Below are 18825 nucleotides of genomic sequence, written 5' to 3'. Positions count from 1 at the left end.
AGGGACTCCAATGTTCTTATTCGGCGTTTTGCACCGCAGCGATCATGCGCACCACATCAACGGTTTCGGCCACGTCATGTACCCGAAGGATGCTCGCTCCCTTGGTCATGGCCAACGCCGCCAGCGCAAGGCTGCCGTACAAGCGCTCGCCGACCGGACGTTCCAGCGTCAGGCCGATCATGCTCTTTCGTGAAACGCCCACCAGCAGTGGGCGCCCAAGGCGATAGAGCGCTTCCATGTGCTTGAACAGGCTCAGATTGTGCGCCAGTGTCTTGGCGAAACCGAAGCCCGGGTCAAGGATGATTCTGTCAGCGTCGATGCCCGCTGCGGCGCAGGCGGCCATCCGCTGTTCAAGATAACGGGTGACGTCGGCGGTCACGTCCTGGTAATGCGGATCGTCCTGCATGTTGCCTGGCTCGCCACGCATGTGCATGAGGCACACCGGCAGACCGATATCCGCCGCAGCGTCCAGGGCGCCGTCGCGCTCCAGGGCCCGCACGTCGTTGATCAGCCCGGCACCCAGGCGTGCGGCTTCACGCATGACAGCAGGCGTGGAGGTATCGACCGAAATGACCACGTCGAGGCGACTGTTGATGGCCTCGACCATTGGCGCCACACGCTCCAGCTCCTCGGTCACCGAGACTGCACGCGCCCCCGGGCGCGTGGACTCGCCACCGATGTCGATCAGCGTTGCACCAGCAGCCACCATCGCTTCGGCATGGCGCAGGGCCTCGTCGCGCTGACTGAAGCGACCACCATCGGAGAAGGAATCGGGGGTGATATTGAGAATACCCATGACATGGGTATGTGACAAATCAAGAACCCGGCTGCCGCAAGGCAACCGGGTGGGGTACTGCACTGAGCTCATAGATGCCCTTAGTGTTCAGCCGCTGGGCCGCCGATTGGCGATTCCGGACGCTCATCCTGGGCCGCAGGCGTGCCCGAGTGCTTGTCATCGTCCCAATCACGCGGCTCACGTGGTGTGCGCCCAGCCATGATGTCGTCAATCTGATCGGCATCGATGGTCTCGTACTTCATCAGCGCTTCGGTCATCGCCTCGAGCTTGTCGCGGTTGTCGATCAGCAACTGTTTGGCAGTGGCGTAGCACTGATCGATGATGCTGCGTACCTCGGAGTCGATCAGTTTGGCCGTCTCGCCGGACACGCTGGCATGCTGGCTACCGGCACTACGGCCGAGGAACACTTCGCCCTCTTCCTCTGCATACATCAGCGGGCCGAGCTTCTCGGACAGGCCCCATTTGGTCACCATGTTACGAGCGAGCTGGCTGGCCCGCATGATGTCGTTGGACGCGCCGGTGGTCACGCCATCGAAGCCCAAGGTCATCTCCTCGGCGATACGGCCGCCATACAGCGAGCAGATCTGGCTGATCAGCGCACGCTTGGACAGGCTGTAGCGGTCTTCTTCCGGCAGGAACATGGTCACACCCAAGGCACGACCACGCGGGATGATCGAAACCTTGTAGACCGGGTCGTGCTCAGGCACCAGGCGACCGACAATGGCGTGGCCAGCCTCGTGATAGGCCGTGTTTCTCTTTTCCTTCTCGGACATGACCATGGTCTTGCGCTCAGCGCCCATCATGATCTTGTCCTTGGCCAGCTCGAACTCTTTCATTTCGACCAGGCGCTTGTTGGAACGCGCGGCAAACAGCGAGGCCTCGTTGACCAGGTTGGCCAGGTCGGCGCCGGAGAAGCCTGGGGTACCCCGCGCGATGACCGCCGGGTTGACGTTCTCGCCAATCGGCACCTTGCGCATGTGCACCTTGAGGATCTGCTCGCGACCACGAATGTCCGGCAGGCCAACCACCACCTGGCGGTCGAAGCGGCCGGGGCGCAGCAGCGCAGGGTCGAGCACATCCGGACGGTTGGTGGCGGCGATGACGATGATGCCATCGTTCATCTCGAAGCCGTCCATCTCGACCAGCAACTGGTTGAGGGTTTGTTCACGCTCGTCGTGACCGCCGCCCATGCCGGCGCCACGATGGCGACCAACGGCGTCGATTTCGTCGATGAAGATGATGCACGGGGCGTGCTTCTTGGCCTGCTCGAACATGTCGCGCACACGGCTGGCACCGACACCCACGAACATTTCCACGAAGTCCGAACCGGAAATGGTGAAGAACGGTACTTTCGCCTCGCCCGCGATGGCCTTGGCCAGCAGGGTCTTACCGGTACCGGGTGGGCCGACCATCAGCACACCGCGCGGGATACGGCCACCCAGGCGCTGGAACTTGCCCGGATCGCGCAGGAACTCGACCAGCTCGCCAACCTCTTCCTTGGCCTCGTCGCAGCCCGCAACGTCAGCCAGCGTGGTCTTGACCTGGTCTTCGGACAGCAGGCGCGCCTTGCTCTTGCCGAAGCTCATCGGCCCGCCCTTGCCGCCCGCGCCACCTTGCATCTGGCGCATGAAGAACATGAACACGGCAATGATCACCAGGATCGGGAAGCTCGCCACCAGCAACTGCGTCCAGATGCTCTGTTGCTCAGGCTGCTTGCCTTCGACGACCACGTGGTTGTCGACCAGATCGCCGATCAGGCCATTGTCGGTGATAGCCGGGCGCACAGTCTTGAAGTTGTCGCCATCGGTGCGCTTGCCAGTAATGATGTAGCCATCGACGGTCACACGCTCGACCTTGCCATCCTTGACCTGCTGGATGAAGTCGGAGTAGTTGAGGGTCTGCGGCTCGTTAGGGCTGGAGAAGTTGTTCATCACTGTCACCAGGACAGCTGCGATGATCAACCACAGGATCAGATTCTTTGCCATGTCGTTCAATTAGCTACCCTCTGAGGCCGGCGCACGACGCAGCCGTGCCTCGCATGATATTCATCGCCCTAACTTACTACATTACCTACGCAGCCGCAGGCACCGTCTGTAACCCTTTGTGAAAGCTAGACTACACGAAGTTCGGACGATCCTGACGCAGTGGCCGATTGGAATTAACTATCGACCACCCCGCTTCACACCTTTCATTACCCTTTGAAGCCCCTGCCCAACAGGTATTGCTCGCGGGAACGGTCCCGTGACGACGATGGCTTGCGCATTTGCACCTTGTCGAACTTGCTGCGCACATCCTTCAGGTACACGTCAAAACCTTCGCCCTGGAAAATCTTGATCAGGAAGTCGCCCCCGGGCTTGAGTACGCGGGTCGCCAGATCGAGGGCCAGCTCGCAGAGGAACATGGCACGCGGAATGTCCACCGCGGGCGTACCACTCATATTGGGGGCCATGTCGGAAATCACAAGGTCTACATGCGAATCGCCCACCGCTTCGAGAATGCGCTGCAGCACTTCGTCGTGGGTGAAGTCACCTTGAATGAAGGTCACGTCGGCGATCGAGTCCATTTCCAGAATGTCGGAAGCGATCAGGCGACCCTGGCCACCAATCAGACGACTGGTCACCTGGGACCAGCCACCAGGGGCCGCGCCGAGGTCGATCACGCTCATGCCTGGGCGGATAAGGCGGTCCTTCTCCTGGATCTCCAGCAGTTTGTAGCTCGCACGCGAGCGATACCCATCCTTCTGCGCCTGCTTCACAAAAGGGTCGTTGAAATGCTCTCGCAGCCAGTTTGCGCTGCTTTTGGAACGTTGTACCACGGGGCACCTCGATGATATGCGTCGTGATTGACTGGGCGGAGCCGGTGGCCCTCGGGTAAAATGCCGGTCAATTTTACAGAATCAGACGGAAAGGGTCAGATTATGCCGCTCAATAACGAGCAGAAGAAGCAATACAAGTCCATTGGTCATGACCTGAAGCCGGTCCTGATCGTTGCTGGCAACGGTTTGAATGAAGGCGTGATCGCCGAATTGGAGCGCGCACTGGTCGACCATGAGCTGATCAAGGTCGAAATTCGCTCGGAAGACCGCGAGGAACGCGCCGAAACCATCGCCGAGCTGTGCAAGGCCGGCCGTGCCGAGCTGGTGCAGACCATCGGCAAGAAAGCCCTGATCTACCGCAAGAACCCACAGCCGAACAAGCAGCTGTCCAACATCCACCGTTACAAGTAACGGTAGCTCCGATCAGTGGCGCGGTGAACGCGCCCTGACCGGTACCGGCTGGGCCACCAGCACGATGCCGGAAAAACCCAGCACCAGGAAGCAGAACATCTGCCAGCGCTCGCCCACGGAAATACCGTAGCGCAAGGTGTAATACCCCACGCAGGCACCCAAGCCGAGCAACAGCATCTGGCCGCGGAACTGCCGCCACCAGGCCGCCAGGCCGTCCACCCTCGCCAGCACTGCCAGCTGAGTCAACAAGCCAAGCAACGCCACGCCGATCAACCAGCGGTCGATCTGCCCGGCGATATCCTGCACCAGCAGCGGGGCCAGGCCACTGACCTTGAGCGCAGGCACCAGCCCTACATGGAACACCCACAGGCCACCGACCCAGAAAACCTGGGCCAGTTGCCAGAGGATCCCCTCGAGGGACGGCGCCCGCAGGCGTCGGTCAGATGTGCTTGACTTCGACAATCTCGTACTCGACCGTGCCACTAGGCGTCTTGACGACGACAGTATCACCTTCTTCCTTGCCGATGATGGCACGGGCAATGGGTGCACCGCTCGACAGCTTGCCCTGCTTCACGTCAGCTTCATCCTCGCCAACGATCTGGTAGGTCACCTCTTCATCGGTTTCGGTGTTGGCCAGTACCACAGTGGTACCGAAAATCACCTTGCCGGTGTGAGGGATGGTGGTCACATCGATGACCACCGAATTCTGCAGACGGCCTTCGATATCACGGATACGCGCTTCGACCATACCCTGCTCCTCACGGGCAGCATGGTATTCGGCGTTTTCCTTGAGGTCACCCAGCTCACGCGCTTCACCAATGGCCTGACTCAGGCGCGGGCGCTCGGTCTTGCTCAGGAACAGGTGCTCTTCTTCCAGGGCGCGAGCGCCCTGGACGGTCATCGGGTATTTGGTAATGCTCATGCTTTCAGTCCTGCATGCAGATCCTGCAAGCGACGAACGGTCTTTTCCGGACCGAATTTCAGCGCTTCGCAGATGGCTTCACCAGCCGCAATGGTAGTGGTGCAGTAAATCTTGTGCTGCAGCGCATTGCGACGAATCGAGTAGGAGTCGGCGATCGACTGGCGACCTTCGGTGGTATTGATGATCAGCGACACTTCGTCGTTCTTGATCATGTCGACCACGTGCGGGCGACCTTCGGTCACTTTGTTCACACGGCGCACTTTCAGGCCAGCCGCCTCGATAACCTTGGCGGTGCCGGCAGTGGCAACCACTTCGAAGCCCAGGGCGATCAGGTCGCGGGCAACGCCGGCCACTTGTGGCTTGTCGTCGTCGCGTACGCTGATGAACGCGGTACCGCCAGTCGGCAGCACTTCACTGGCACCCATCTGGGCTTTGGCGAAGGCTTCACCGAAGCTGTCACCGACACCCATGACTTCACCGGTCGATTTCATCTCAGGGCCGAGGATCGGGTCAACCCCTGGGAACTTGGCGAACGGGAAGACGGCTTCCTTCACGCTGTAGAAGTTCGGGATGATTTCCTGGGTGAAGCCCAGCTCTTTCAGGGTTTTACCCGCCATGACACGGGCCGCGATCATCGCCAGGGACGTGCCGATGCACTTGGACACGAACGGTACGGTACGCGAGGCACGCGGGTTGACTTCGATCACGTAGATCTTGTCGCCCTGCAGGGCCAACTGCACGTTCATCAGGCCGACCACGCCCAGCTCCAGCGCCATTTTCTTGACCTGAACGCGGACTTCGTCCTGCACTTCCTTGCTCAGCGAGTAAGGTGGCAGCGAGCACGCCGAGTCGCCGGAGTGTACGCCGGCCTGCTCGATGTGCTGCATGATCGCGCCGATGACCACGTCGGTGCCGTCGCACACCGCATCCACGTCCATCTCGATGGCGCAGTTGAGGAAGTGGTCGAGCAGTACCGGGCTGTCGTTCGACACTTGTACCGCTTCACGCAGGTAGCGCTTGAGCTCGTCCAGCTCGTAGACGATCTCCATGGCACGGCCGCCCAGTACGTAGGACGGACGCACGACCAGCGGGTAGCCGATGCTGCCCGCAGCACGGATAGCCTCTTCTTCGCTGCGCACGGTGGCGTTTGGCGGCTGCAGCAGGTTCAGGCGCTGAACCATCTGCTGGAAGCGCTCACGGTCTTCGGCGCGGTCGATGGCGTCAGGGCTGGTACCGATGATCGGCACGCCTGCTTCTTCCAGAGCGCGGGCCAGCTTCAGCGGGGTCTGGCCGCCGTAGTGAACGATCACGCCCTTCGGCTTCTCGACGCGGCAGACTTCCAGCACGTCTTCCAGGGTCAGCGGCTCGAAGTACAGGCGGTCGGAAGTGTCGTAGTCGGTGGAGACGGTTTCCGGGTTGCAGTTGACCATGATGGTCTCGTAACCGTCGTCACGCAGCGCCAGGGCGGCGTGTACGCAGCAGTAGTCGAACTCGATACCTTGGCCGATACGGTTCGGGCCGCCACCCAGGATCATGATCTTGTCGCGGGTCGACGGGTTGGCCTCGCACTCTTCCTCGTAGGTGGAGTACAGGTAGGCGGTGTCGGTGGCGAACTCGGCGGCGCAGGTGTCGACGCGCTTGTACACCGGGAACACTTCCAGCTTGTGGCGGTGGCGACGCAGGTTCTTGTCGGTAATGCCCAGCAGGACTGCCAGGCGCTGGTCCGAGAAGCCCTTGCGCTTGAGGCGCAGCATGTAGTCCTTGTCGATTGCCGACAGGGCCAGGGTCTTGACCTTCTCTTCTTCCTTGATCAGGTCTTCCATCTGCACCAGGAACCACATGTCGATGCCGGTCAGATTGAAGATTTCTTCGCAGGTCATGCCCGAACGCATGGCGTCAGCCACGTACCAGATACGCTCGGCACCCGGCACGGTCAGTTCACGCTTGAGGATGCTGGCGGCTTCCGGGCTGGCCAGGTCGACTTTCGGGTCGAGGCCGCAGGCGCCGACTTCCAGGCCGCGCAGGGCTTTCTGCAGGGATTCCTGGAAAGTACGGCCGATGGCCATGACTTCACCCACGGATTTCATCTGGGTGGTCAGGCGGGCGTCGGCTTTCGGGAATTTCTCGAAGGCGAAGCGTGGCAGCTTGGTGACGACGTAGTCGATCGACGGCTCGAAGGACGCTGGGGTGCGACCGCCAGTGATGTCGTTCTGCAGCTCGTCGAGGGTGTAACCAATGGCCAGCTTGGCGGCGATCTTGGCGATCGGGAAGCCGGTAGCCTTGGAGGCCAGGGCGGACGAACGCGATACGCGCGGGTTCATCTCGATGACGACCATGCGGCCGGTGTTCGGGCAAATGCCGAACTGGACGTTGGAACCGCCGGTTTCCACACCGATTTCACGCAGCACCGCCAGCGAGGCGTTGCGCATGATCTGGTATTCCTTGTCGGTCAGGGTCTGTGCCGGGGCAACCGTGATCGAGTCACCGGTGTGCACACCCATCGGGTCGAAGTTCTCGATCGAGCAAACGATGATGCAGTTGTCCTTCTTGTCGCGGACCACCTCCATCTCGTATTCCTTCCAGCCGATCAGCGATTCGTCGATCAGCAGCTCTTTGGTCGGCGACAGGTCCAGACCACGGGTGCAGATTTCTTCGAACTCTTCACGGTTGTAAGCGATACCGCCGCCGGTGCCGCCCATGGTGAACGACGGGCGAATGATGCATGGGAAGCCAAGCTTCTCGAGGACCGCATTGGCCTCTTCCATGCTGTGGGCGATACCGGAGCGCGGGCACTCCAGGCCGATGTCCTTCATGGCCTTGTCGAAGCGCGAGCGGTCTTCGGCCTTGTCGATGGTGTCAGCATTGGCACCGATCATCTCTACGCCGAACTTTTCCAGAACGCCGTGGCGCTCCAGGTCCAGGGCGCAGTTCAGGGCGGTCTGGCCACCCATGGTCGGCAGGACGGCGTCCGGGCGCTCTTTCTCGATGATCTTGGCCACCGATTGCCACTTGATCGGCTCGATGTAGGTGGCGTCGGCCATGGCCGGGTCGGTCATGATGGTGGCTGGGTTGGAGTTCACCAGGATGACGCGGAAACCTTCCTCGCGCAGGGCTTTACAGGCCTGCGCGCCGGAGTAGTCGAATTCGCAGGCCTGGCCGATCACGATCGGGCCAGCGCCGAGAATCAGGATGCTTTTGATGTCTGTACGTTTTGGCATGGTGGTCACTCAAATCCGGGGTCAGTCGGCAAGCCGCTTTGAACAATCTGGGTCAGGCGCTGCCGGGCGCGGCAGGTGCCGGCCCGGGGCCTTGAAGCAGGATGCTCAGCGGCGCTTGGCCATGGCATCGGTGAAACGATCGAACAGAGGCGCGACGTCGGTCGGGCCCGGGCTCGCTTCAGGGTGGCCCTGGAAGCTGAACGCGCTCTTGTCGGTACGCTCGATACCCTGCAGGGTGCCGTCGAACAGCGACTTGTGAATGGCGCGAACGTTACCCGGCAGGGTCGCCTCGTCAACGGCGAAGCCGTGGTTCTGGCTGGTGATCATGACCACACCGGTATCCAGGTCCTGGACCGGGTGGTTGGCACCGTGGTGGCCGTGGCCCATTTTCACGGTCTTGGCGCCGGAAGCCAGGGCCAGCAGCTGGTGGCCGAGGCAGATGCCGAATACCGGGATCTCGGTTTCGAGGATTTCCTTGATCGCCTGGATCGCGTAGTCGCACGGCTCAGGGTCACCCGGGCCGTTGGACAGGAACACGCCGTCCGGGTTGAGTGCCAGCACTTCGCTGGCCGGGGTCTGGGCTGGCACCACGGTCACGCGGCAGCCGCGGGCCACCAGCATGCGCAGGATGTTCAGCTTGACGCCATAGTCGAAGGCAACCACGTGGTACGGCAGGTCGGCAGCGTCGATGGTCGGGTGGCTGTCGGTTTTCAGCTCCCACACGCTGGAGCGCCACTCGTAACGTTCCTTGGTGGAAACGACCTTGGCCAGGTCCATGCCCTTCAGGCCCGGGAAGCCGCGGGCAGCGGCGATGGCAGCTTCTTCGCTGATGTTGTCACCCGCCAGAATGCAGCCGTTCTGGGCGCCCTTTTCACGCAGGATACGGGTCAGGCGACGGGTGTCGATGCCGGCAATGGCAACGACGTTGTTAGCCTTGAGGTACTCAGGCAGCGACTGGGTATTACGCCAGTTGCTGGCCAGCAGCGGCAGGTCACGGATGACCAGGCCAGCGGACCAGACGCGGTTCGACTCGGCGTCTTCCGGGGTAGTACCGGTGTTGCCGATGTGCGGGTAGGTCAGGGTAACGATTTGCTGCGCGTAGGAAGGGTCTGTAAGGATTTCCTGGTAGCCGGTCATAGCGGTGTTGAATACCACCTCACCAACGGTCTGACCGTCGGCACCGATGGCTTCACCGCGGAAAATACTGCCGTCGGCAAGGGCGAGTATGGCTGGCTTTGTCAAGAAGACCTCCCGTAAATCAAGCATGAAAGGGCGATCGCAGGTTGCAAAAAAGCGGAGTGACGTATGGACACGTCACCCCGCTTTCATGTGCTGAATTCAATTCGCTGCGCGCTTTTAGTGGACACACTAAAGCTGTAGCTTACAGAAAAGTGTGTTTTCGGTCTACCGGATATGTGTCTCTAAAACACATCGATGCGACAGGCTGACATCCACGCCAGCCTCTTCGCGGGCTCGCCCGCTCCCNGTGGGAGCGGGCAAGCCCGCGAAGCAGCCAACACCCCACTCACGACTTAACGCAGTTCAAGCACATCCTGCATGTCGTACAGCCCAGGCTCGCGCCCATCCAGCCACAGCGCCGCACGTACGGCACCCTTGGCGAAGGTCATGCGGCTGGAGGCCTTGTGGGTGATTTCCAGGCGCTCGCCTTCAGCAGCGAACAACACGGTGTGATCGCCCACCACATCGCCGGCACGCACGGTAGCGAAACCGATGGTCTTGCGATCGCGCGCACCGGTCTGCCCTTCACGACCATACACGGCCACTTCCTGCAGATCACGGCCCAGCGCATTGGCAACCACTTCACCCATGCGCAGTGCAGTACCCGATGGCGCATCGACCTTGTGCCGGTGGTGCGCCTCGATGATTTCGATATCGACATCATCGCCCAGCACCCGCGCAGCCATATCCAGCAGCTTGAGGCTAAGGTTGACGCCCACGCTGAAGTTGGCGGCGAACACAATTGGAATGTCCTTGCCAGCTTCGGCCAACAGCTGCTTCTCTTCGACTGTAAAACCGGTCGTGCCGATGATCATCGCCTTGCCATGCTTGCGGCAGAACGCGAGGTTTTTCAGGGTCACCGAGGGGTGAGTGAAGTCGATCAGTACATCGAACTCGTCGGCAACCTTGGCCAGGTCGTCGGACAACAGCACGCCAATTCGGCCAAGTGCCGCCAGCTCTCCGGCATCAGCCCCGACCAACGAGCTGTCAGGGCGATCGATCGCTGCGGTCAGCCCCGCGCCCGAGGTTTGTTGCACGGCTTCGATGAGGGTTTTGCCCATCCGCCCCGCCGCGCCCATCACTGCAATACGTCGCATAACCTGTTCCTTGTCAGAGATCGCCGAAGAAGCGCTTCACACCATCGAACCAGCCGCTGGCCTTGGGCGAGTGGGAACTGTCGCCTTCCAGCGAATCACGCAGCTCTTCGAGCAGCTCACGCTGACGGCGACTGAGATTGACCGGGGTTTCTACGGCCACACGGCACAGCAGGTCACCCGCACCACCCCCACGCACCGGGGCTACACCCTTGCCACGCAGACGGAACTGCTTACCGGTCTGGGTGCCTTCCGGAATCTTCAGTTTTACGCGACCATCCAGGGTCGGCACTTCCAGCTCGCCGCCCAGGGCAGCATCGGTGTAGCTGATCGGCACTTCACAGTACAAATGCTTGCCATCACGCTGGAAAATCTCGTGCTCACGCACGCTGATCACCACGTACAGGTCGCCAGTCGGGCCACCATGAGTACCGGCCTCGCCCTCACCCGACAGACGGATGCGGTCGCCGGTATCGACACCTGCCGGCACCTTGACCGACAGCGTCTTGTATTCCTCGACACGCCCTTCACCATGGCACGAAGTGCACGGGTCGGTAATGATCTTGCCTTGGCCATGGCAGCGCGGGCAGGTTTGCTGCACCGAGAAGAAGCCTTGCTGCATGCGCACCTGGCCGATACCACCACAGGTCGGGCAGGTCGACGGGGTCGAGCCCTTCTTGGCACCGGAACCGTCGCAAGGCTGGCAGTTGACCAGGGTAGGCACGCGGATGCTGACCGTGGTGCCACGCACCGCATCTTCCAGGTTCAGCTCCAGGGTGTAGCGCAGGTCGCTGCCGCGCTGGGCACCGCCTCGACCACCACCGCGACCGCCGCCGAAGAAGTCGCTGAACACATCGCCGAAGATGTCGGAGAAATTGGCACCACCAAAGCCGGCACCACCGCCACCCATGCTTGGGTCGACACCCGCATGGCCATACTGGTCGAAGGCCGCACGCTTGCTCGCGTCTGACAGTACTTCGTAGGCCTCGTTGGCCTCCTTGAACTTGTCTTCCGATTCTTTATCGCCCGGGTTGCGGTCCGGGTGGTACTTCATCGCCAAACGGCGGTAAGCCTTCTTGAGGTCCGCTTCAGTGGCGCCGCGCTCGACACCCAGGACCTCATAATAATCACGCTTGGACATAGGTCATTTGCACCTTGTTGGGCGTGTGGCATCTGCGCCACGCCATCAGCACCCGCTTACGACCCTCAAGAGCCGCTGACAGATGCTGTAAAAATTCTCGAATTCCAGATACGCCAACGCGGGAGCAAGCCCCCGCGCGGCGACATCCTACCAGCTCACCGGCAAACGACGGTGAACCGGCCGACAACATGCAGGGATTACTGCTTGTTGTTGTCTTTCACTTCTTCGAACTCGGCGTCAACCACGTCATCGTGCTTGGCTTCCGGCTCGGCCTGCTGCGCGCCACCCTGAGGCTGTTCAGCCGACTGCTCGGCGTACATCTTCTGGGCAACCGGGGCAGAGACCTTGGACAGCTCTTCAACCTTGGCGTCGATGGCAGCCTTGTCGTCGCCTTTGACAGCGGCTTCCAGGGCAACAACGGCGGCCTCGATGGCGGTTTTCTCTTCAGCGGTAACCTTGTCACCAGCGTCAGCGACCATCTTGCGGGTCGAGTGCACCAGCGCGTCACCCTGGTTACGGGCAGCCGCCAGCTCTTCGAACTTGCGGTCTTCCTCGGCGTTGGCCTCGGCGTCACGCACCATGCGCTCGATCTCTTCGTCCGACAGGCCGGAGTTGGCCTTGATCACGATCGACTGAGTCTTGCCGGTGGCCTTGTCTTTCGCACCTACGTGCAGGATGCCGTTGGCGTCGATGTCGAAGGTCACTTCGATTTGCGGCACGCCACGCGGTGCTGGCGGAATGTCAGCCAGGTCGAACTTGCCCAGCGACTTGTTCTGCGCAGCCTGCTTACGCTCACCTTGCAGCACGTGAATGGTCACGGCGCTCTGGTTGTCGTCGGCAGTCGAGAACACCTGCGACTTCTTGGTCGGGATGGTGGTGTTCTTCTCGATCAGCGCGGTCATCACGCCGCCCATGGTTTCGATACCCAGGGTCAGCGGGCTGACGTCCAGCAGCAGTACGTCTTTCACGTCACCGGCCAGTACCGCACCCTGGATGGCAGCGCCCATGGCAACCGCTTCGTCCGGGTTCACGTCCTTGCGCGCTTCTTTACCGAAGAAGTCGGCCACTTCTTTCTGCACCAGCGGCATGCGGGTCTGACCGCCGACCAGGATCACGTCGTCGATCTTGCTGGCGTCGATGCCGGCGTCTTTCAGGGCAATGCGGCAAGGCTCGATGGTACGCTTGACCAGGTCTTCGACCAGCGACTCCAGCTTGGCGCGGGAGATCTTCACGTTCAGGTGCTTAGGACCGGTGGCATCTGCAGTGATGTACGGCAGGTTGACGTCGGTCGACTGAGCGGACGACAGCTCGATCTTGGCTTTTTCTGCGGCTTCTTTCAGGCGCTGCAGGGCCAGAGGATCGTTCTTCAGGTCCATGCCCGACTCTTTCTTGAACTCGTCGACAAGGTAGTCGATCAGGCGCATGTCGAAGTCTTCGCCACCCAGGAAGGTGTCGCCGTTGGTAGCCAGTACTTCGAACTGGTGCTCACCGTCGACTTCGGCGATTTCGATGACCGAAACGTCGAAGGTACCACCACCCAGGTCATAAACGATGACGGTGTGGTCGCCCTTGGCCTTGTCCATGCCGTACGCCAGTGCAGCGGCAGTCGGCTCGTTGATGATGCGTTTTACGTCCAGGCCAGCGATGCGGCCGGCGTCTTTGGTCGCCTGGCGCTGGCTGTCGTTGAAGTAGGCCGGAACGGTGATGACCGCTTCGGTGACCGGCTCGCCGAGGTAGTCTTCGGCGGTCTTCTTCATTTTCTTCAGGACTTCGGCGCTGATCTGCGGCGGAGCCATTTCCTTGCCAGCAGCCTCGACCCAGGCGTCACCGTTGTTCGCCTTGACGATCTTGTACGGCACCAGCTTGATGTCTTTCTGCACGACATCTTCTTCGAAGCGGCGGCCAATCAGGCGCTTCACTGCGAACAGGGTGTTGTGCGGGTTGGTGACAGCCTGGCGCTTGGCCGACTGGCCAACCAGGATTTCGCCATCGTTGGCGTAGGCCACGATCGAAGGGGTAGTACGCGCACCTTCGGCGTTTTCGATGACTTTGACGTTACCGTTTTCCAGAATGGAGACGCACGAGTTGGTGGTCCCCAGGTCGATACCGATGATTTTACCCATGTTAACTCTCCCGAAACTTGAATTTGGTAGCAGCGACTACTTTGGCCAACTGCGGTAATACTTGAAGGCTTGACACCTAGATGGGGATGCCCCGAAGGATTTCAAGCCTTTTCATTGATCGAGGGTTGCGCCGCGCTCGGCGCCTTGCTGACCACCACCATGGCGGGGCGCAGCAGGCGGCCATTCAGCAGGTAACCCTTCTGGAACACGTTCAGCACGCTGTTTGGCTCGACCTCGGCGTTTTCCTGCATGGCCATGGCCTGGTGGTGCTCAGGGTTGAACGGCTGGCCGTGCGGGTCGACAGCTTCAAGGTTGTAGCGCTTGAGGGTGTCCTGGAACATCTTCAGGGTCAGCTCGACCCCTTCGCGGATCTGCTTGACGTGCTCATCGTCGGCACTGGAGTGAGCCAGGGCCAGTTCCAGGCTGTCGATCACCGGCAGCAAGTCGCTGGAGAACTTCTCCAGGGCGAACTTGTGGGCTTTTTCCACATCCTGCTCGGCACGACGGCGTACGTTCTGCAGGTCGGCAACGGCGCGCAGCGCCTGGTCCTTGGCTGCGGCCAGCTGTTCCTCGAGCTCCAGAACACGGGTATCAGCTGCATTGCCTGCACCGGTTTCTTCCACATTAAGGTCTTTCTCGTTCAGCTGCTCATCAGCCATGGGGTCTCTCCTGCGCAATTTTGTGGACTGCGAGCCAGGCTCGCCTTGGATGTCGGCTATATGGGGCCGGAAAAACCAGGTTCAAGGGGCAAGGTGGTTTTCGAGGCTGCAACAGAATCTGCGAAGGGGCATTGGCAGGCCTGAAAAAAGTACTGTATAAATAACCAGACCTGATTTCCGGGAGCCGCCCCCATGCTGGTGCACCTGTCCATTCACAACTACGCCATCGTCGAGCACCTCGACCTCGAGATCGCCCGTGGCATGTCCGTCATCACCGGCGAGACCGGTGCCGGCAAATCGATCATGCTCGACGCCCTCGGCCTTGCCCTGGGCGACCGTGCCGACAGCGGCGTGGTGCGCCCCGGCACCGACAAGGCGGACATCCTGGCCACCTTCGACCTGGTGGACATTCCCGAAGCGCACACCTGGCTGGCCGAGCGCGACCTGGACAACGAAGGCCTGTGCATCCTGCGCCGGGTGATTACCGCCGAAGGCCGCAGCCGCGGCTACATCAACGGCACGCCCTGCCCGCTCGGCGACCTCAAGGCGCTGGGCGAACTGCTGATCGATATCCACAGCCAGCATGAGCACCAGTCCCTGCTCAAGACCGACACCCACCGCCGCTTGCTTGACGAGTATGCCGGCGCCGTCGACCTGGCCCGCCAGGTACAGCTTGCAGCCAAGCGCTGGAACCAGACCCGCCTGGAGCTGGAGCGCCTGTCCAACTCGGGCGACGAGCAGCGCGCCCGCCACCAGTTGCTCAGTTACCAACTGGAAGAACTGGACAACCTCGGCCTGGGCGAGCACGAACTGGAGCAGCTGGAACAGGAACACAAGAACCTGACCAGCGCCGAAGCCCTGTTCGGCATCTGCCGCCAGGTCATCGACCAGTGCAGCGAGAGTGATTCGGGCAATGTGCTGAGCGCCCTCACCTCCAGCCTCAACCGCCTGGGTGCCGCCACCAACTCGCCCAAGGCACTGAACGAAGCAGCCAACCTGATCGCCAGCGCGCAGATTCAGGTCGAGGAAGCCGTGGGCGAACTCAACCGCTTCCTCGACAACTTCGACGCCGACCCGATGCGCCTGCAAGCCCTGGAAGAGCGCCTGGACACCATCTACACCCTGGCGCGCAAACACCGGGTGCACCCCACCGAGCTGCCCCACCTGCAACAGCAACTGATGGAGGAGCTGGAAGGCCTTAACGCCAGTGACGAGTCGATCGAGCGGCTGGGCGAAGAGCTTGCCGCCTACGCCCAGCACTATAAAGAGAAGGCGCGCGAACTCAGCGGCCTGCGCCAGCAAGCGGCGCAGCAGCTGGCAGGTGCGGTGGAGCAGGAAATCCAGCGCCTGGGCATGCCTGGCGGGCGCTTCTGCATCGAACTGACAGCGAACGAAGGCGCCGAACTGTCACCCCATGGGCTGGAGCAGATCGAACTGCTGGTCAGCGCCAACCCTGGCCAGCCGCTCAAGGCCCTGGCGAAGGTGGCGTCGGGCGGTGAACTGTCACGTATCAGCCTGGCGATCCAGGTCATTACCGCGCAGACCTCGCGCATTCCTACCCTGGTGTTCGACGAAGTCGACGTGGGTATTGGCGGGCCAACGGCAGAAATCGTCGGCCAACTGCTGCGGCGCCTGGGCGAGCGCGGCCAGGTACTGACCGTGACCCACCTGCCGCAGGTGGCGGCGCAGGGGCATCACCATTTGTTCGTGCACAAGGTGCGCAACAGCGACACCACCCACACCGCCGTGGCTAGCCTTGGCAAGCGTGAGCGCGTGGAAGAAGTGGCGCGGATGCTCGGCGGGATTGACCTGACCAAGGAGTCCCTGGCCCATGCACGCAAGATGGTGGTGAGCGGCAAGGCCTGAGCCCCTACCAGGCTGACGCGGTCATTGTGAGAGCAACTGTCTTGCTCAATTTTCTAAAAGCTGGCGCGATCCGTGTGGGAGCAGCTGTCTTGCTCAATTTCTAAAAGCTGGCGCGATCCCTGTGGGAGCGGCCTTGCGTCGCGAAAGGGTCGCAAAGCGGCCCCAGGATTTCAGCTTCAACCCACCTATCGCTGGGGCTGCCCGGCAGCCCTTTCGCGACGCAAGGCCGCTCCCACAGGAATCTCACACTCTTTCTAGCCCGGCTATAAAGCACAAAGGCGACCCGAAGGTCGCCTTTGCTATCCATAACGAAAAACCGTTACTTCTTCTTACGCACGTACAGGACCAGATTGTGGTCCACCAGCTCGAAGCCATGCTCGGCCACGATTTCGCGCTGGCGCTTCTCGATTTCGGCATCCATGAATTCGATGACTTCACTGGTATCCACGTTCACCATGTGGTCGTGGTGACCGCCATCGGCCAGCTCGAACACTGCATGACCGCCGTCGAAGTTGTGGCGAACCACCAGACCCGCCGCCTCGAACTGGGTCAGCACGCGATAGACGGTGGCCAGGCCTACATCCTCGCCAGCCTCCATCAGCGCCTTGTAGACATCCTCTGCACTCATGTGACGCTGCTCGGTAGAGTCGAGCATCTGAAGGATCTTGACTCGAGGCAGGGTCACCTTGAGACCGGCTTTGCGCAATTCGCTATTTTCAACCATGGTCAGCTTTCTCGCCGATGCTGCTTCGCAGCTTCTCTTAATACGGGTATGATCGGGGTTTACGTTGTCCAGCCAAGATAGTGGAAGTCGCCCACCGATGCAAAACACCAAGCTCTTGCTAACCAGCCTCACCCTAGTGGGACTGCTCGCACTCGCCGGTTGCTCGTTTCCCGGGGTTTACAAAATCGACATCCAGCAGGGCAATGTCGTCACGCAAGACATGATAGACCAATTACGCCCGGGAATGACCCGCCGGCAAGTAAGGTTTATCATGGGCAACCCGCTGATTCAGGACACTTTCAACACCAATCGTTGGGATTACCTGTACAGCCTGCAGCCTGGTGGCGGTAAGCGCCAGCAAGAACGCATGAGTGTATTTTTCAACGAAAGCGATCAACTGGTCAGCCTGTCTGGCGACTTCATGCCAGGCGTCAGCCGCGATCAGGAAATCCTCGGTGGCAGCAGCGACACCACCGTCAGCCCGGCCACCGAGCCAGGCCAGGCCGAACAGCCAGCAGCGCAACCTGAAGAAAAACCGGCCAAGCCTGGTTCGACCGAAGAGTCCATCCAGCGCGAAATCGACACCATCGAGACCACCCCGGTCCCGACCCCCGCACCGCTGGAAACCCGCTAAGCGGGAACAGCAGATGCAAAAAAGCCCGGACCTGGTCCGGGCTTTTTGTTTGCGCCTTATCCGTCAGGCATTCAATTGCTTGGCACGCTGGCAGAACGCATCGACCAGCGTATTCGCTGCCTGATTGAATAGCGGGCCCAACGTGGCGCGCACAATTGGCCCGGCGTAATCGAAGGACAGGTCCAGGCTGATCTTGCAGGCTTTTTCACCCAGCGCCTTGAACACCCAAACACCATGCAGCTGGGTGAATGGCCCTTCTTCGAGGTTCATCTCGATGGACTGCCCCGGCACCAGCACGTTACGCGTCACGAAGTGCTGGCTCATGCCCCCCTTGGCCACTTCGAGCTTGGCACGCATGTGTGTATCGCTGGTTTCGATCACCGTCGAGGCCGAGCACCACGGCAAAAACTCAGGGTAGCTGGCCACATCGTTGACCAGATCGTAAAGCGCCTGGGCGGGGTATGGCAGCAGGGCGGAGCGTTGAATATGGGTAGTCATCCAGGCGTCACTTCCAAGGCTGGGTGGCGGCGCTTCGCAGCGTGCCGAAAACAGGTTCTGTGCGTATGACAGGGTTTGTATTGTCCGGTATTCATTCCAGTGGCTCAAGCACACCGAAATCCCATAGCGGACGACGCGCGGACTTGCCTATAATGCCGCCCCTATGGCTAAGCAAAAAAAACATCCGACCGGGACCATCGCGCAAAACAAGAAAGCGCGACACGATTACTTCATCGAACACAAGTTCGAGGCCGGGCTGGTCCTGTCCGGCTGGGAAGTAAAAAGCCTGCGAGCCGGCAAGGCGCACCTGACTGACAGCTACGTGCTGCTCAAGGACGGTGAGGCCTGGCTGTTCGGCAGCCACATCACCCCGCTGACCACGGCCAGCACCCACGTCATCGCCGACCCTACACGTACCCGCAAGCTGCTGCTGAACAAGCGCGAGCTCGAGCGCGTGGAAGCGGCTGTGGCGCAAAAAGGCTACACCTGTGTGGCTTTGGCGCTGTACTGGAGCAAGCACCTGATCAAGTGCGAAATCGCACTGGGCAAGGGCAAGAAGGAATTCGACAAGCGCGACACCATGCGCGAACGCGATTCCAACCGCGAGCTGCAGCGGGCTGTGCGGAACAAGGGCAAGGAAGAGTAACTACTCTTCAACCTGTTCCGGCCTCTTCGCGGGCAAGCC

At 61.0% G+C, this 18825-nt stretch carries 17 protein-coding genes; 4 read left to right on the top strand and 13 right to left on the bottom strand.

Going from position 1 to position 18825, the window contains the following annotated elements:
• Window positions 1-16: 16 nt before the first annotated feature.
• The 3 genes from folP to rlmE form a co-directional block, all read right to left on the bottom strand.
• The gene (gene folP, locus ACTJJN_RS02510; RefSeq protein WP_440780885.1) at window positions 17-868 is read right to left on the bottom strand and encodes a dihydropteroate synthase; all 852 of its coding nucleotides are present in this window, start codon (window positions 866-868) and stop codon (window positions 17-19) included.
• A gap of 8 nt (window positions 869-876) precedes the next feature.
• The gene (ftsH, locus tag ACTJJN_RS02505; RefSeq protein WP_012053749.1) at window positions 877-2781 is read right to left on the bottom strand and encodes an ATP-dependent zinc metalloprotease FtsH; all 1905 of its coding nucleotides are present in this window, start codon (window positions 2779-2781) and stop codon (window positions 877-879) included.
• Window positions 2782-2987: 206 nt separating this feature from the next.
• Window positions 2988-3611, bottom strand: a complete 624-nt coding sequence (rlmE, locus tag ACTJJN_RS02500) for a 23S rRNA (uridine(2552)-2'-O)-methyltransferase RlmE (protein WP_003249947.1) — start codon at window positions 3609-3611, stop codon at window positions 2988-2990.
• 102 nt (window positions 3612-3713) lie between these two features.
• Between rlmE and yhbY the strand changes: the two genes are divergently transcribed.
• Window positions 3714-4022: a ribosome assembly RNA-binding protein YhbY gene (gene yhbY, locus ACTJJN_RS02495; protein WP_003249945.1), complete on the top strand. Its 309-nt coding sequence runs from the start codon at window positions 3714-3716 to the stop codon at window positions 4020-4022.
• 12 nt (window positions 4023-4034) lie between these two features.
• Here yhbY and ACTJJN_RS02490 read toward each other — a convergent pair whose 3' ends face one another.
• The 8 genes from ACTJJN_RS02490 to grpE form a co-directional block, all read right to left on the bottom strand.
• Window positions 4035-4484 (bottom strand): MFS transporter, encoded by a 450-nt coding sequence (locus tag ACTJJN_RS02490; protein WP_161775297.1) that lies wholly within the window; start codon window positions 4482-4484, stop codon window positions 4035-4037.
• Complete coding sequence (greA, locus tag ACTJJN_RS02485) at window positions 4462-4938, bottom strand: transcription elongation factor GreA (RefSeq protein ID WP_024717413.1); 477 nt, start codon at window positions 4936-4938, stop codon at window positions 4462-4464. The genes ACTJJN_RS02490 and greA overlap by 23 nt, the downstream gene beginning before the upstream one ends.
• A gap of 2 nt (window positions 4939-4940) precedes the next feature.
• Window positions 4941-8162 (bottom strand): carbamoyl-phosphate synthase large subunit, encoded by a 3222-nt coding sequence (gene carB, locus ACTJJN_RS02480; protein WP_003249937.1) that lies wholly within the window; start codon window positions 8160-8162, stop codon window positions 4941-4943.
• A 105-nt stretch (window positions 8163-8267) separates the two neighbouring features.
• Window positions 8268-9404, bottom strand: a complete 1137-nt coding sequence (gene carA / locus ACTJJN_RS02475; protein WP_003249935.1) for a glutamine-hydrolyzing carbamoyl-phosphate synthase small subunit — start codon at window positions 9402-9404, stop codon at window positions 8268-8270.
• A gap of 290 nt (window positions 9405-9694) precedes the next feature.
• Window positions 9695-10498, bottom strand: coding sequence for a 4-hydroxy-tetrahydrodipicolinate reductase (dapB, locus tag ACTJJN_RS02470; protein WP_012053753.1), 804 nt, complete (start codon window positions 10496-10498; stop codon window positions 9695-9697).
• Between the two features lie 13 nt (window positions 10499-10511).
• Window positions 10512-11636 carry a molecular chaperone DnaJ gene (gene dnaJ / locus ACTJJN_RS02465; protein ID WP_192907666.1) on the bottom strand — a complete coding sequence of 375 codons (1125 nt, stop codon included), beginning with the start codon at window positions 11634-11636 and terminating at the stop codon, window positions 10512-10514.
• 197 nt (window positions 11637-11833) lie between these two features.
• Window positions 11834-13759, bottom strand: coding sequence for a molecular chaperone DnaK (gene dnaK, locus ACTJJN_RS02460; RefSeq protein ID WP_010955366.1), 1926 nt, complete (start codon window positions 13757-13759; stop codon window positions 11834-11836).
• Window positions 13760-13860: 101 nt separating this feature from the next.
• On the bottom strand, window positions 13861-14418 hold the full coding sequence (grpE, locus tag ACTJJN_RS02455; RefSeq protein WP_010955367.1) for a nucleotide exchange factor GrpE: 558 nt from the start codon (window positions 14416-14418) through the stop codon (window positions 13861-13863).
• Window positions 14419-14610: 192 nt separating this feature from the next.
• On the opposite strand from grpE, the gene recN reads away from it, so the two are divergent.
• A complete protein-coding gene (gene recN, locus ACTJJN_RS02450; RefSeq protein WP_003249924.1) occupies window positions 14611-16284 on the top strand; it encodes a DNA repair protein RecN in 1674 nt (557 codons plus the stop codon).
• A gap of 319 nt (window positions 16285-16603) precedes the next feature.
• Here recN and fur read toward each other — a convergent pair whose 3' ends face one another.
• Window positions 16604-17008, bottom strand: coding sequence for a ferric iron uptake transcriptional regulator (gene fur / locus ACTJJN_RS02445; protein ID WP_003249922.1), 405 nt, complete (start codon window positions 17006-17008; stop codon window positions 16604-16606).
• Between the two features lie 97 nt (window positions 17009-17105).
• On the opposite strand from fur, the gene ACTJJN_RS02440 reads away from it, so the two are divergent.
• Entirely contained in the window at window positions 17106-17642 is a 537-nt protein-coding gene (locus ACTJJN_RS02440) for an outer membrane protein assembly factor BamE (RefSeq protein WP_023390041.1), read from the top strand.
• Between the two features lie 63 nt (window positions 17643-17705).
• On the opposite strand, the gene ACTJJN_RS02435 is transcribed toward ACTJJN_RS02440, so the two are convergent.
• Window positions 17706-18140: a type II toxin-antitoxin system RatA family toxin gene (locus ACTJJN_RS02435; protein ID WP_014592414.1), complete on the bottom strand. Its 435-nt coding sequence runs from the start codon at window positions 18138-18140 to the stop codon at window positions 17706-17708.
• A 163-nt stretch (window positions 18141-18303) separates the two neighbouring features.
• Between ACTJJN_RS02435 and smpB the strand changes: the two genes are divergently transcribed.
• Complete coding sequence (gene smpB / locus ACTJJN_RS02430; RefSeq protein ID WP_003249914.1) at window positions 18304-18786, top strand: SsrA-binding protein SmpB; 483 nt, start codon at window positions 18304-18306, stop codon at window positions 18784-18786.
• The last annotated feature ends 39 nt before the right edge of the window (window positions 18787-18825 follow it).

This window comes from Pseudomonas sp. 22515 (assembly GCF_052044625.1).
In the GTDB taxonomy this organism is placed as follows: Bacteria; Pseudomonadota; Gammaproteobacteria; order Pseudomonadales; family Pseudomonadaceae; genus Aquipseudomonas; species Aquipseudomonas alloputida.
Note: the sequence above shows the minus strand (reverse complement) of the source record. Positions and strands in the feature narration are given on the sequence as shown.

Excerpts from the sequence above, each read along its gene's own strand:
- ACTJJN_RS02435 (WP_014592414.1), bottom strand. The coding sequence starts at position 18,140 with ATGACTACCCATATTCAACGCTCCGCCCTGCTGCCATACCCCGCCCAG.
- dnaJ (WP_192907666.1), bottom strand. The coding sequence starts at position 11,636 with ATGTCCAAGCGTGATTATTATGAGGTCCTGGGTGTCGAGCGCGGCGCC.
- ftsH (WP_012053749.1), bottom strand. The coding sequence starts at position 2,781 with ATGGCAAAGAATCTGATCCTGTGGTTGATCATCGCAGCTGTCCTGGTG.
- smpB (WP_003249914.1), top strand. The coding sequence starts at position 18,304 with ATGGCTAAGCAAAAAAAACATCCGACCGGGACCATCGCGCAAAACAAG.
- fur (WP_003249922.1), bottom strand. The coding sequence starts at position 17,008 with ATGGTTGAAAATAGCGAATTGCGCAAAGCCGGTCTCAAGGTGACCCTG.
- dapB (WP_012053753.1), bottom strand. The coding sequence starts at position 10,498 with ATGCGACGTATTGCAGTGATGGGCGCGGCGGGGCGGATGGGCAAAACC.
- grpE (WP_010955367.1), bottom strand. The coding sequence starts at position 14,418 with ATGGCTGATGAGCAGCTGAACGAGAAAGACCTTAATGTGGAAGAAACC.
- folP (WP_440780885.1), bottom strand. The coding sequence starts at position 868 with ATGAGCTCAGTGCAGTACCCCACCCGGTTGCCTTGCGGCAGCCGGGTT.
- yhbY (WP_003249945.1), top strand. The coding sequence starts at position 3,714 with ATGCCGCTCAATAACGAGCAGAAGAAGCAATACAAGTCCATTGGTCAT.
- ACTJJN_RS02440 (WP_023390041.1), top strand. The coding sequence starts at position 17,106 with ATGCAAAACACCAAGCTCTTGCTAACCAGCCTCACCCTAGTGGGACTG.
- recN (WP_003249924.1), top strand. The coding sequence starts at position 14,611 with ATGCTGGTGCACCTGTCCATTCACAACTACGCCATCGTCGAGCACCTC.
- carB (WP_003249937.1), bottom strand. The coding sequence starts at position 8,162 with ATGCCAAAACGTACAGACATCAAAAGCATCCTGATTCTCGGCGCTGGC.
- dnaK (WP_010955366.1), bottom strand. The coding sequence starts at position 13,759 with ATGGGTAAAATCATCGGTATCGACCTGGGGACCACCAACTCGTGCGTC.